At 39.1% G+C, this 14,190-nt stretch carries 10 protein-coding genes and 2 pseudogenes; 1 reads left to right on the top strand and 11 read right to left on the bottom strand.

The window, feature by feature from the left end:
• Window positions 1–210 precede the first annotated feature (210 nt).
• The 3 genes and pseudogenes from QM374_RS00975 to QM374_RS00965 form a co-directional block, all read right to left on the bottom strand.
• Window positions 211–3,579 (bottom strand): annotated as a pseudogene (locus QM374_RS00975) (type I restriction endonuclease subunit R).
• Between the two features lie 324 nt (window positions 3,580–3,903).
• Window positions 3,904–5,151, bottom strand: a complete 1,248-nt coding sequence (locus tag QM374_RS00970; RefSeq protein ID WP_414310619.1) for a toxic anion resistance protein — start codon at window positions 5,149–5,151, stop codon at window positions 3,904–3,906.
• Window positions 5,152–5,172: 21 nt separating this feature from the next.
• Window positions 5,173–5,979, bottom strand: a complete 807-nt coding sequence (locus tag QM374_RS00965) for a hypothetical protein (RefSeq protein WP_414310618.1) — start codon at window positions 5,977–5,979, stop codon at window positions 5,173–5,175.
• A gap of 624 nt (window positions 5,980–6,603) precedes the next feature.
• Between QM374_RS00965 and QM374_RS00960 the strand changes: the two are divergent.
• Window positions 6,604–6,819 (top strand): annotated as a pseudogene (locus tag QM374_RS00960) (IS3 family transposase); the annotation flags it as partial.
• 66 nt (window positions 6,820–6,885) lie between these two features.
• Here the strand turns inward: QM374_RS00960 and pyrE are convergent.
• The 8 genes from pyrE to QM374_RS00920 form a co-directional block, all read right to left on the bottom strand.
• Entirely contained in the window at window positions 6,886–7,518 is a 633-nt protein-coding gene (pyrE, locus tag QM374_RS00955) for an orotate phosphoribosyltransferase (protein ID WP_414310617.1), read from the bottom strand.
• Between the two features lie 38 nt (window positions 7,519–7,556).
• Window positions 7,557–8,258 carry an orotidine-5'-phosphate decarboxylase gene (gene pyrF, locus QM374_RS00950; RefSeq protein ID WP_315639691.1) on the bottom strand — a complete coding sequence of 234 codons (702 nt, stop codon included), beginning with the start codon at window positions 8,256–8,258 and terminating at the stop codon, window positions 7,557–7,559.
• 516 nt (window positions 8,259–8,774) lie between these two features.
• Window positions 8,775–10,097, bottom strand: a complete 1,323-nt coding sequence (locus tag QM374_RS00945) for an ISLre2 family transposase (protein ID WP_371560923.1) — start codon at window positions 10,095–10,097, stop codon at window positions 8,775–8,777.
• 345 nt (window positions 10,098–10,442) lie between these two features.
• Entirely contained in the window at window positions 10,443–10,667 is a 225-nt protein-coding gene (locus QM374_RS00940; protein ID WP_049504152.1) for a hypothetical protein, read from the bottom strand.
• Between the two features lie 52 nt (window positions 10,668–10,719).
• The gene (locus tag QM374_RS00935; protein WP_371560921.1) at window positions 10,720–11,526 is read right to left on the bottom strand and encodes a ParA family protein; all 807 of its coding nucleotides are present in this window, start codon (window positions 11,524–11,526) and stop codon (window positions 10,720–10,722) included.
• Between the two features lie 90 nt (window positions 11,527–11,616).
• Complete coding sequence (locus QM374_RS00930) at window positions 11,617–13,293, bottom strand: helical hairpin domain-containing protein (protein ID WP_414310616.1); 1,677 nt, start codon at window positions 13,291–13,293, stop codon at window positions 11,617–11,619.
• Window positions 13,284–13,625 (bottom strand): plasmid mobilization protein, encoded by a 342-nt coding sequence (locus QM374_RS00925; RefSeq protein WP_226968357.1) that lies wholly within the window; start codon window positions 13,623–13,625, stop codon window positions 13,284–13,286. The genes QM374_RS00930 and QM374_RS00925 overlap by 10 nt, the downstream gene beginning before the upstream one ends.
• 248 nt (window positions 13,626–13,873) lie before the next feature.
• On the bottom strand, window positions 13,874–14,182 hold the full coding sequence (locus QM374_RS00920; RefSeq protein WP_000569541.1) for a hypothetical protein: 309 nt from the start codon (window positions 14,180–14,182) through the stop codon (window positions 13,874–13,876).
• Window positions 14,183–14,190: the final 8 nt, after the last annotated feature.

Here is a 14,190-nt window from a genome sequence, read left to right as displayed (position 1 = left end):
TTTTTGATTTCTATTCTTCAATTTTACCTATTTTTACACTTTAGAATTACCATCTGTCATTTCTATTGTTCAATTTCAGCCATTTTTGCACTTTAGAACGACAACTACGCTATCCTATTCTTCAATTTTACCTATTTTGAAACAATAGATAGGCTGATTTGACAAGATAAAGTTAAACACCTAGCAAATAAGAAAAGTCCAATCGGTAGTTTATCTCCCCCTTAGCGGTAAGATATCCTCTGAAATCATGCGCATATAGTCCTCTTTGAGGGCTTTTTTGTATTTGAGTTTTGGTAGCGCCTCGTCTCCGTGGGCTTCCTTATAGGCTAGGTAGTCCTGAGATTCTGTGATGGCTTTTTCGCCATTTTGCTTGTCACGTCCGATACGATAGTTGTCCACTACGAACTGGAGTTCATCTTCTCCTATCTGCCAATAGTCTGCCGTTTCACGAATCTTTTGCTGGGTAGTTAGCTCAATCATCTCATCCAACTTATGGATGATAGATTGACCCTGATAGCTCTTGGCATCTGCTTGGACATTCTGCCAGAGTTTGGAGATGAGGCTGGATAACTTGGGATTGGATTTGTTCAAATCTTCGATATAGTTATCTACCAGACTCTTTTCCTTTTTTCCAATGAGGTTTTCCCGATTTTCAATCAAGGCTTGGATGAGAGAGAGGATATAGTGATAGTTTATCTCATCTGTGCGGATGGATTCGAGCTCGTACTCTATATCTAGGAGAACCCCTTCCTCTTCTTGATCTTCTTTTCTGCGTCTGCGGAGCTCTTCGATGACATTTTGATATTGGCCGGCAAAGTTCTCGATGTCTTCTAGGCTGAGACCAATCTCTCTAAGAATGACTTTCTCATCATAGTCCGAATAGACTTGTATAGAGGATAGGAGCTTGTCAAATTCTTGGAAGGCCTTGGCAAAGCGTTTTAATTCTGCATCTGTGGCCGTATCCAAATCTGGCACCTGCTCTGGACTTGGAGCGATGGCTAGTAGTTGATGAACCTTCTCCAGAAATTTGGCCTTCTCCTCCTGCCATTCAGGGGCTAAGACACTGGTTTCGCCACCATTTGAGTAGAGACTCAGAGCTTCATCCACTTTTTCTTTAAAACGGTCAGGCGTTTGGAAGGTAACGATTTGGCCGAATTTCTTACCTTCATCAAAGAGGCGATTGGTTCGTGAAAATGCCTGAATGATATGCTGGGGTTTCATGGGCTGACGATCCATGAACAGAGTCGATAGGCAAGGGGCATCAAAGCCCGTCAACAAGCGGTCCACCACGATAACCAGGTCCAACTGTTCCTCACGGAAGGCAAAGCGTTCTTTCTTACGGGCCAAACGGTCGTTGAGGTCACTATTGTAAGAAGCAATGGTTGCAAGGCTAAAATGAGTACCAAACATGGCATTGTAGTCTTCTAAACTCTCCTCCATGTATGCTTGGTTGACATAGGAGTCTGCTTCATTTTCTGTCACAGAGTAAGTAATAGCAACCTTAGGAAAGTCTGGCAAGACCTTTTTAACATTTTCCGATATGCTTAGAGACTTTTCTCCATTTTTGACTTGCTTAATCAGGTTATAATAGGCCTGCGCACGGGCAATGCTTTTGACGGTCAAAATGGCTTCATAGGTTTTTCCCACCCCATTTTGGAAACCGAGTTTGCGTCTTGAGCGATTGAGAATGGCATCTAAAACAGCAAGCATGTGGCCTTCATCATCATAACGCTCCTCGTCAATCTCATCTTCTGCCCAACCAGGCATGGTTGTCTGATACTACACATTAAAGCCAAGAACCGCCTTGTCATGGATGGCTTCTTTGACGGTATATTGGTGGAGACAGTCACCGTACTGCTCTTCGGTCGTCTGAGCAAGGTCTCCTTTTTGTTCACGTTTATTTTCTGTAAAGATAGGAGTCCCTGTAAACCCATACCAGAGAGAATTTGTAAAGAAGTGCTCTAGCTGGCGCTGGCGTTCAGGAGTCACTGCGCGATGGCATTCATCGACGACAAAGGATAGTTTGAGTTGTTTGATACGATTGTAGACCTTTTGGTGACGGCCTTCATCAAACTGACGAATCATAGCATTGATTTTCTGGATGGTCGTCACAACGACACGGCGGTCATCAGAAGCCAGATTTTTAACTAATTCCTGTGTATCATCGGTCTCGTCGATGTCAATCATATCGTTCTCTGCGTAAGATTGAAAAGAACTAGTCGTTTGCTGGTCGAGGTCTGTCCTATCAATCACAAAGATTGTCTTCTCAATGGATGGTATCTGGAGCAGATTGCGCGAAACCTTATAAGAGGTCAGGGTTTTTCCTGAACCAGTAGTATGCCAAATATAGCCTGACTGGCGCTTGCGACTGGCTTCACGGATAGCCTCAATGGCATGAACCTGATAGGGGCGCAATAAAATCAAGGCCTTCTTGTCATCATCGATGACAGAATACTGCATGACCATCTCATGAGATCTCGGTATCGACAAGACAGACTCTGCAAAGTCAAATAGTTGAGGTTGAGGTCTATTTTCACTATCCACCCACTTGGTCAAGAAGCGTTCATTTAGCTTGTTGGCTTTGGCAGCTGCGATATAGCGAGTGTCAGTAACATTAGAGACAACAAACATCTGAAGACTTGAAAAAATGCCTCTGAACTGTCCTTCTTGGTCGTATTTCTTAATCTGACGGAAGGCATCCATGTAAGGATGAGAACGGCTTTTCCGTTCAATCTGAATCATAGGCAGACCATTGATCAGCAAAGTCACATCCCCACGACGCTGGCGAATCCCTTCTCCGCCTGTGATGACTTGGTTGACAACCTCATAGCTGGATTTGCCACCAGCGACATTGTTTCTCCACAAGACTTCCAAGCGAATGGTTCCTAAACTAGCATCTTCGCGTTGAACCTGTACCTTGGCAATGCCATTTTCCCCTGCTATCCACTTGGCTGCTTCATAGAAGTTGACGAAATTAAGCTGATTTTTGATTTGATTTTTCTCTGAATTTGTAAGGGGATGGTCTTGCAAAATGCGGACATTATTGGCTTCCAGCTTGGCAAAAAAGTTTCCCCATAGGAGGTCTTCTGTATTTAACTCAGGTCGATACACCCATTGACTTTCTCCCTTTGTCAACTGGTTGATCAAATCTCGCTCGATAGCCAATTCCTGTTTGGTTTTGGCTTTTCCTGCTACAGGGATAGCAGTCTCGTCTTTAGGAGAGAGTCTCTGGCTGATATGGAAATCCTGCAATGCTGCTTGGTTGAGATGTTGCAATTTTTTGAGAAGATCTTGCTCCGTACCTTTTATGGCTTGATAAGCTGTCGTCAGGTCTTTATCTGCATCTAGGTAGTGATGCGGGTTCTTCTTTATTTGGATATAGCCCTGCACCAAATCTTCTAAACGGCCCAGCTGAATAGCAAGCTGGTTCTGGATTTCCTGAGAATTGCTTCCAGATGCTTCTTTCTGGTTGATAGCTTCTAGGTATTCTACGATAGCAGCATAACTAGCCTGTAACTCAGGTGCTGAAACGATAAGCTCTTGCTCTAATTCTTTTGATAAAGTGTAAGCCATGTTCATACCCCATTTCTACAACGCAAAAAGCCTACCAAAAAGATTGGCAGGTTTTGAAAACAGGTATGAAAACGCGAGTTTATATATATATATGCAAGCTAGTTATTTGCTTAAATCTGAAAACCATAGGGACTCTTCCTTTTCATTCATCCAAGGCGTTGCGACATCGAAAAAACAGCGCCTTTACTTCCTTCTATTGTATCATAAAAGACTAGTAGTGAAAAGGTTTTCTAGGGCATTCTCTCTGAATCTAATAATAATTCCCTGACCTTCAAACTTCTACTAAAACAAGCAAAATCCCCTGCAAATCTACATTACAGGGGACTTGTGTTATTCTTGTACTTCTTTCTGGGCGGCCTTTCCTTGGTCTAGAAGGGCTTGGACGATTTTCTCATCGCGTAGTTTGACAGAATCGTTGATCATTTCTGCGGACTTGACGATGGTTGTTTCTAGTTGGGCACGTTTCTGGCGTCCCAATTCAATAGCAGCGACGATACCTTGGTTTTGAGCGACCAGACTTTCAGCTAGCTTTGTAACAGACTCAACAGCGACAGTCGGGCTTTGGGCAATTCGTTCCATCTGTGGAATCACTTCCTTGCTAGTTTCAGCTAGCATCTGAAGGGCAGCATTATTAGCATTGACGATAGCATCTGCCACAACACCTGATTTCATTGATTGTTGCAAAATACCAAGTTGGGCAATGGAAAGCTTCATTGTTGGAATCGTATTGCGACGAAGCATGCCCAATTTTTGGCGCATATCAGATGACACCTTCACAAGATTGCGCATCTGAGGTGTTGTTGCCCAGGCAACATAGAGACGGCTGACATACTCGGTGTGCTGTTGTTCAAGGGTATTGACCACTTCTGCCATGCGGGCCAATTCTTGAGACTTGGTCTGGTATTCTACTGTACTTGTATCGAGTTGGTCAACTTGAGCTTTCAATTCTGCAGCGCGCTTGCCAGCTTCTGTCTGGCTGGCTTCGATAAAGGAAATCACTCCCACTAGATTTTCAATGGATTTGGTATTGTCCTCAATCAACATCTCAGCTGAGACGATATTTCGAGCTAAGACATCTTCTTGCTTAACCACTGCGGCAGCCATGCCATCGAGTTTTTGCTCCACCGTTTTTGAGTCAAAGTAAAATTCTTGTAGCGTGTTCTTGCTCTTGTTAAACAATCGTTGCAAAAAGTTTGGCTTTTCTTCTAACTCAGCTATTTCAGCGTTCTTGTATTGGACGACAAAGCCTTGCAACTCACGGTTGGTATTTTTAAGTAGATCATCCACTTGGGGAATCTGCAGTTTCTTTTGTTCTGACAAGATGCGATTGACCGTATTATTCACACCTTCTACAGCAGACTGTCCAAAATCCAAAAGGGCATTTTGATTGGTGACAAACTGATCTACTAACTGGGGCACGCGCGCCTTGATTCCTTCTTGCTGTTCAGGGCTCAACTTCTCAAGGAAGGTCAAGGTCTTGTCTGAGCCAGTATTGGTCTCGATGATTTGGGTTGTCTTGTCCACCTTAGCTACCGCATTATTGGCAATCTGGTCAATATCAAAATTAAATTCTGTCATGGTTACTCCTTTATTTCTAACCTATTCTTTACGATCTTTTTCTAGGATACGCAGACTGATATCAAAATCACGCATATCTGTTTCATTAAGCTCTCGTAACACTTGGTCCAGCTCAAGGTCAAATTGTTCGATGGCTGCTTTAGCTTGTTGCAAACGTTCTTCTGCCCGATTATAGTTTTTAGGATTGGCCTTAATCTTTAAATAGCCTTCTAAAATCGTTTGGAATTTCTCCATCTTCAAACTATGAATGGCAGTCAATTCTTCCTTATCACCCTCAGCAGAGGTAGCAATCTTGTCTAAAATGGCCTGATGGTCAATAGCAATATTGGCCAAGGTCTGAGATAATTCAGGGGCTAATTCCTCTGGCTCTGCTTTTTCAAGATCCACTTGACTTTCTCTTTCCAAATGTTCTAACTGAACATTGATGTTTGCTCGAACTGTACGAACCTTTTTATCAATGCGGTTATACACATCATCACCGATATAGAACTTGAGACGATCTGCTTCCTGATGAATTTCTCGCAATTCAATTAATACTTGATTAGCCATATTTTTATAAGATTCTGAACCCTTTTCAGCCAAGGCTCCCTCTAGTTGCTGAATATTTTTATCAGCCTGACGAATCCGAGCTTTTAAAAGTTCAATCTGATCATCGAGAGTACGATCCTTCAAAAGAGGATAGCGCCAACGTCTGTAAAACAGGTAACCACCATAACCCAGCAGAACACAAATCGCTAGAGGTAGCGCATACTGAATCAGAAGACCCAGCAAAAACAAAACTCCCCAAAAATAGAGACATCCTTTCCAAAAACCATTACCCGATTTCATAAACATTCCTTATTTTAAATTTATAAGTCTATTTTAGCACAAAAGCCCAAAATGCGGGTGGAAATTCCTTAGGAAAGAGTTGATTTCTTTATTGTATAATGGAACTCAGTAGCTCATGTTTTATTTAAGTTGTATAGACTTAAACTACAAGTGTTAGTAATCCAGGCTTACCTAGTGAGTTCTACAAAAAAGTGAAATAAAGGCTTGAAATATCAGGGGTTATGTGTTAAAATTAACCTACAATGTGAGTAAGGTTACAGCATATGTAACTAAAAAAGCCCCACCGTGCCACCGATGGGGTTTTTTGCTACCCTCTAAAAGGGTTAACCATTACTTCTTACGTTTCTTCAGCCATAACTTAAAAAGCTCAGATAACACATTAATCAGTAACGGAGCTAGAAACACTGTGAGTAAAGTTTCTAACATATGTAACACCTCCCTTCCTTAAATTGAGGGGGCTAAAACATTATATCATACCGGATTTATATCATCAACATTACTTAATTCAAGGAAGAGGCTATATACAATAATCCTTTAGTTATGGAAAAGCTATAGAGCCTAATCTAGGCGCAACTTCGCTGATTCATAGTATACACCACGAAAATACTGGATGGTCACCACTGCTCTATATCTAGAGTTGGTAAATGTATTGATAATGCCCCTATTGAGAGCTTCTTGGGACACTTTAAAACGGAGTGTTATGATTTGAAGAAGTATAAGACTTTTGAGGAACTTGTTGCTGATATTGATGATTACATCTACTTTTATAATAACGAGCGTTTTCAAGAGCGCAACAAGGGCCTTGCTCCTCTTGAAATGAGGAACAAGGCCCTTGCTTAATTTTTTATTATTTCATTGTCCACTTGACAGGGAGCAGTTCATAGTACCTACCTGATTTTCTATTTTTTAAACATTTTGCCAATTTTCTTGGTCTTCTTTAAAACGTTTTAGGAGGTCAAGTCCTTCTGGTGTGATGTAGCCTTCTTCTTGGGCTAGGTGGATGAGCTCACTATAGTTTGAAAGGGTCACCAGTTTGACACCAGCATCCGCAAAGTTCTTATCTGCTTTTGCTAGTTGATAGCTGAAGATAGCTACAACACCCAGAACATCTGCTCCTTCACGCTTGGCAGCAGCCACGGCCTCAAGAACTGAGCCACCAGTTGAAATCAAATCTTCAACAACGACCATTTTTTGCCCTTGGGCTACACGGCCTTCAATTTGGTTGCCTGCTCCGTGGTCTTTTGGTTTGCTACGGATATAGGCAAATGGCAAGTTCATCTTGTCAGCGATGATGGCACCATGCGGAATGCCTGCAGTCGCTGTTCCTGCAATTACTTCTACCTCTGGGAATTCTTCATTGATGGCTTCCACAAAACCATTCTCAATCAAGGTACGTGTCTCTGGGTAGGCAAGTGTTACACGATTGTCCGTATAAATCGGTGACTTAATACCTGATGCCCAAGTAAAAGGCTCTTCTGGTTTGAGGTAAACGGCTTGAATTTTCAATAGATGGCTAGCAATATCTTTAGCAAGTGTCATGGTGTGCTCCTTTTTATAGCGTTAAATGAATCTTCTTTTTAAACCCAATCTTGTGTCCATTCTTCTTTGATGGCATGGTAGGCTGCGACTGGATCAGCTGCTTGCGTAATCGGACGGCCAACTACGATGTAGTCACTGCCAATCTGGTAAGCTTCTCCTGGGGTTACTACCCGTTTCTGATCCCCTGCTTCTGTCCCTCTTGGGCGAATCCCTGGTGTCAGACAGATAAAGTCTTCATGAGTTGCTTGTTTGATAAGCTTGGCTTCTTGAGCCGAGCAAACGACTCCATCCAGACCTGCTTCAGCTGTTTTCTGAGCATAGTGGATAACAGACTCTTGGAGGCTTGTTTGGATATTTTGACACTCTTGCATTTGTTCCTCCGAGGTTGAGGTTAATTGGGTCACAGCTATGAGAATCCCCTTGTCTCCCAATCCTTCACGCGCTGCCTGCATCATCTCAACCCCACCTGCTGCCTGCACATTGGTCATGTCAACTCCCAAGTTCGATAAAATTTTCATGGTTGATTTGACTGTATTGGGAATATCATGCAGTTTGAGATCCAAAAAGACACTATGTCCTAATGACTTCAAATAGCGGACAACTTCAGGCCCTACAGCATAGTAGATTTCCATTCCTACTTTGACATAGAGCTTTTCCTCTGCTGGAAATAGGGCTAAGAACTCCTTGGCTTCTTCAAAACTTGGAAAATCCAGAGCTATGACTGGGCGACTTTCACGCATGCGTTTCTCCTCTTATCTTTCTTATCAGCCCAGCTTCCGTCAAAGAGACTACAAAAAAGGAACCTGCCAACAGCAAGGTTCCACGAAAAATGGGTAGAATCCACCCTTTCACCGTCTAACCTTAGCTGCCTCTCTGGACTGCTTTAAAGGTTTTTTACTATTCTATTATTTAAAGCGGAACTTGTCAAGTAAAAACTAGTATCCGTATGTGTCGTGATTTTTGAGAAATCTCAAAACCCCATATAAATATATGCAGATACACAAAAGGGCTAAACAGTTTTGTATGCTCAGCCCTTGACAATGATTTTTTCTTATGCTATCATTTTAATTGACTGAGTAATACAAGTGAGGTTTGTGTTACTCTGCGGAGTTGGAGGCTCATTTCCAACTCCTTTTTTTCGTTATTTCTATATCTCTATTATACCAAAATCAGGATAAATGTCAATTATTCCATGCCAAAAAAGCCCAAATCTCTCTAGAAATTTTTGCTTTTTTATATCTGTAATTTTACTAAAATTATTTCATCTTAAATATTTTTTCTATACTTTTATGTAAACGGGGGAGTTTGTAGTCTTTCGAGTCATCTTTAGGACGAACACTATCCGCACTAATATGATCCAATGAAATATACTTATCATAGTCCTTCTTCCATTCCCCAAAAAATAAATCTCTTAATTTCCCTTCACGCTCTAACAATATCATATTCGCTACGGCTACCCCTCCTTCACTTGTCCAATACATCCCTCTATGCTTCATTCTATACGTTATTTTTCGATGTTGACTCTCCATAATCCCAATACCTGACTTTGGAAGTCCTCTCATCTCCGCTGGTTTTGTATACTGAAAATTCCTCATGAATCTACTCGAATAATATTCAAATTTTTCTTGTCCTTCTTCACTATTAACCAATGACTCTATAGTATCTAGTGAACGCCTTAATAATTTCTTATTGTGCTCTCGAATAGCTTGAAACAAGTCTTCTCTCAGTTCTCTTGGATAAGACTTTGTAAATTCTTTGATTTCTTTGTTCAAGTGATATTCGTCCCAAAAATGCTCATGTCTCTTAACATTAAATGATTTAGCAATTTCAGTAAATACATGTGGAGTATATCCCTTGCCACAGTCAGAATTAGTAACTAATATTGTCTCGTTTGTAATTTCATATTCATTTTCCAATAAATCTAACAATTCTCTACGAGCTGAGCGATTATCCAATCGGATAAGCTCTTTTTTATTTTCTAGCTCAAAACGATTTGGGCCAATCTGTTTTGAGCCTGTATGAACTACAAAATGTGATAAATCCATATTCTTTTTTTCAGAACCATCTTCAGATGTTTTCACATATACACCATCTCCCTCTATGTAGATGATATCTGCTTTAATTTTTTCAATCTTCTTCTCTTCTTTAAAAAATCGATAATCATCCTTTTCTTCTAGTAATTGATTGGCTAATTTGACGACCTTATTGACGGTATCTTTAGTGACAGTTACATTATAAACCATCTCAATTGTCTCTCCTACCTGACGATAGGGTAGTTTTGTAGCTAGAACCGCAGCTTGATACAATAGTTCCTGTGAATGACGTACATTTTTTTCTAAGCCTAACATTTCATCAACTGGTACTCTACATTCACCATTCTTATACCAACGTTTTCTAGAAAAGGTCACTTCTCCAAATGTAAAAGCTACGGTACGTTCAGCTTGATTTTTACAACGATATCCTTTTGATCTCATACTGGAGCTTATCGACTCATCATACTGTGCAATATGCTGTAAAAAATTTTGCTTTGTCTTTTCTTGTTCCTGACTACTAAATCTCAATTCATCAAATTGTTTCATACAATTTTTCATTTCCCTTTCAATTCTTATGAAAATTGTATGATTTTTAAAACAAGTCATCAAATTTATTTTTGTTCCAAGAATAAAATAGGACATCTCTTAAAATAAATGCCCTATTTATTATTACAAAATACAAAAGCGATTTAATTGAGTATCAATAGTTCAAATATTTCAGTGCATAATAAAAGCCTGGTATTAAACCAGACTTTAGGTAGTTAACAGTAGTATCATCTCATAGCTAATATGACTCATTTAGCAACAAAAGCAATGAGTTAAAATAATTTTAGAATATATTTGTAATTATATTTATAGTTATATTCATAAATATAAATATAACTACAACTTTTATTGTAAACTTTCTAGCCACCTATCAAGATAATCTGATGCAGACTTTGCTCCGGCTGCTTTAGCAATCTTATCTAATTTTTTCCGATTACTTGGTTTCAATGTAAACTGGAATTGCTTTTTGCGTTCAAAACTTTCAAAGTTGGCTACCTCTGAAATCTGCTCAGGTTGGTGGGTTGCTTCGATAATCTGCGAAATCTCTTTTTCTTTTGGTGTGAATGCCATAACAATCTCCTTTTAATTATATTTATAATTGTATTTGTGTTTATAAATATAATTATATTGTATCATAAATTTTTGAAAAAGTCTGCTCCATCTCAGTAAAAAACTTTTTGTGTTTTTGATAAAGCTCAGGATTCTCCTTCATATCTGCAATAGAGACCTTATCAATCGTCGAATGATTGAATAACTCTTTTGCTGGTACAATTCCTAGAAGGTTATCTGTTCCCTTTTCTTTGGCTTCAAGTCCCAGGGCTTCCAGTAATTCTCTTGATGATCCATAGTTTGGTCGAATCATATTTGCTAGAAAATATAACTCAGCGGTAATGTATGACTCTCTAGTGCGATAATCGATTACATCCTTCCTGAAAGCTTCTAATCGAGTTGATAGATTGAACTTAGCATTATAACCAAACTCTGAAGGAGTCAAGGGACTAATAATAGCGTGACTGACCGCAACAGCATTTTTAGTAGCTGTCGCAAAGTCCGGTCTACAATCAATCAAGATATAGTCAAATTGATCCAGCTTCTTCTTTTCGTAGTTATCCTCTAGCCAAAGATAAAGTAGCATATTTTTCTTATCGCTGTTCTCCAGATCTCGTTCTACAGTATCAAGTTGAACCGATCCTGGAATTAGACTGATATTTTCCTTGACTTGCTTAATATCCACGTCACCTCCTTTGAAGGCATTCGCAATCGTATTCTTGCTTTCGTAAATATTGTAGCACTGAGTCAAATTACACTGATGGTCTAAATCTATAAAGAGAACTTTATGACCTTTCTTAGCCAACCATTCCCCATAATTAAAAGTTAAAGTCGTTTTCCCAACACCGCCTTTAATAGCGGCAAATGTGATAATCTTCATTCTATTTCTCCATCCCTTTTTCTATATTTCTATTATACCATTATAATTATATTTGTCAATATGTTTATAATTATATTTATAATTATTTTTTTACAATGAAGTTTCTCTTTCCTTACGCTGCTCCACATTTTTCTCTATGTCTTGATGTAGCTTATAATCTTTTGTAATTGCTTCTACCCTTTGATACAAAGCCTGGCGCTCAAAGGTTGCCTCTTTAACAAGTTTATCAATCTCAGATTTGCGAGTGCTAGGATCTACTCTCAAGTCTTTCATAATAACAATAGCTAGTTTCACTTCCTGAGGATCGCTTGATTCCAATGCAAGAAATGCAGACTGAATTTTATTAAGCTCACCCAAGCGTTGATCTAGTTTATCAAGCAAGTTATCTACTTCTTCCAGTTCCTCTTCAAAACGATTTAACAATTCATCAAATTGCTGTCCTTCTGTCACTCCATGAGCAGATAGATAATTATATTCACGAACAAGCTGATCCAAAGTTGAGATTTTAGGATTTTTTCGGATAATCATTTCTCCATTATCATACGACAACTGGGAAGCGACTGTTTCTCCCTTCATGTAACGATTCTTATCAGCGTGTTCAGGATTAACAAAATAGTATAAGTCATTTTTTCTGATAAAAATTTCATAAGAGCCATCTTCTGCTTTTTCAATCTGATGAGCTGGAATAAGAATTGTTCCCTTATTTCTAATCCCAAATTCCATTTCAAGATAGATCCCATTTTTTGTTTCTTCCATCACCTGCCATTCTTCAACTGTGATTCTCATTTCAAAATCATCTTCTCGTTCCGCAACCATTTTTTCATATTCAGATTTAATTTCATCGACAGAGAAGGTCACCTCGTTACCAACTACTCTCTCAGAAATTTTCCCCAAAGAATAATTTCCTTTTTTGGATAATGTGCGATCCCGAACATTTCTTGTTTGATCCTGGTCAGTTAAACGATATTTTATTTCCTTCCCTGAAGTATCAACTATTAGATTTAAAGCTCGTGCCTTAGACTTGAAATCTTCTAAGGAGCTTGAATGTTTTAAAAGGAAATCTAAACGAGATTTAATTTCATAACGAAATGAATTTTTCTTTCGGTAAGCATGATACGTTTTTCGATTAGTCCATAATCTCTCTTTGAGAATTTTAGCTCCAGCTAGGTCAGCGTACTTATTGGAAATATTAAATAGACTTCTAGCAGTATTTTTCTGCCAACGAAATTTGTTTAAGGTAACAGAGTTAGTTGAATTGAAAATAATGTGATTATGAATGTGTCCCTTATCCATGTGAGTCGCTATGACAAATTCATGTTGTCCACCAGTTAATTCTAAAATCGTTTTTCGACCAATCTCATGAATTTCTTGTGGAGTCAAATCATCTTCAGGAGAAAATGATTGGATGATGTGATGAGCCAACACTCGATTCGGATTTTGAATATCCGATAGCTCTTTTGTCCCTGCTCGTTGAGCCGCATTCTTTTTGGTCAAAAGAAATTCTTCTGTTGCTGTGCTAGAGTCTGTAATTCCATAAGTAGATACCAGTTGCTTGACTACTCGGCCATCTTTAACCACTGCTGGAAATTCAAACTGTTCATCTTGTTCTAAAAAACTCGTTTTAGATGGATTCTCGATATAGCGTAAAGCATTATTTAAACTTTTTGTATCAGTCAGCTCGACCGTCTTTGCTTCATCCTCAATATATTTTGTAGACCGTCCTAAAGAAGCTACACCCTTTATCTGAAGAACCTTTGTTACAACCATCGCTCTTGTTCCTTTGTTTGATTTTCCTGTTTTTGGATAAATTGGCTGACTGTATCTTTCAAATGTTTCTGCAATTCAAGAATCTGACTCAGTTCAGTTAGGCTAGCCTGGTCATCTTCATTTACCTTTTTTGCGACCTGATTAATATTGACCCCTATCCGATTTATTTCCTTACGCAATTCTCTCAATTCTTCAAAGTTTAAGATTTTGACCTCACCCATAATCAACATAATTCGGGCAAAGGCATTAAAATTTGTCATTCCAGATTCTGCAACCTTTGTTGAAATAAACCGTGCCTCTTCTTCCGTTAAACGAATTTTTTTCTGAATCATTCGTTTTCGCTTTTCTCTATTTTTCAAAAAATCTTCACCTCTATTCTGGCAATTTTGCTTAAGGGGCTTAGAGCCCTTTTCTTCTGGCAAGATTAGCACTTGGGTACCCAAATGCTGTTTTTAAAAAGGTCAAAGTTAGTCAGGGTGTCATCCCTGACTATTCTTGACTTTTTAAATCTTTGGGGAAATCCCCAATCCCCTAATCCCTGCAAGCAGGAATCTTGTTCTATCACGAGGGAAAAGTTTGACTAAACTTTTAAGTCTTCCAGTAGAAGCTCCATTGTATCAACCATCTCCGTTTTAAGGATTTCGTCTTTTAGTTTCTCAAATCGTTCATCACTCATTCCCTCAATTTCTTTAAGTGCAATGGGATACATTTCTACTTCTTCTAGCTCATAGTTTGTTTTAATTCGCATATCTCTACGAAGAATGTAGAGACATTCCTTACGTGAAATGTGCTGGTTAACTTCATTCACTTTTGGCGAATCTGTAGCCTCATCCTCAAAAAATATCTCCATTAAAAGATCAAAAGTTTCTTGTTTTAGATGTTCAATCATCTTCTGTT

Source organism: Streptococcus infantis, from assembly GCF_047465525.1.
Classification (GTDB): domain Bacteria; phylum Bacillota; class Bacilli; order Lactobacillales; family Streptococcaceae; genus Streptococcus; species Streptococcus infantis_R.
Note: the sequence above shows the minus strand (reverse complement) of the source record. Positions and strands in the feature narration are given on the sequence as shown.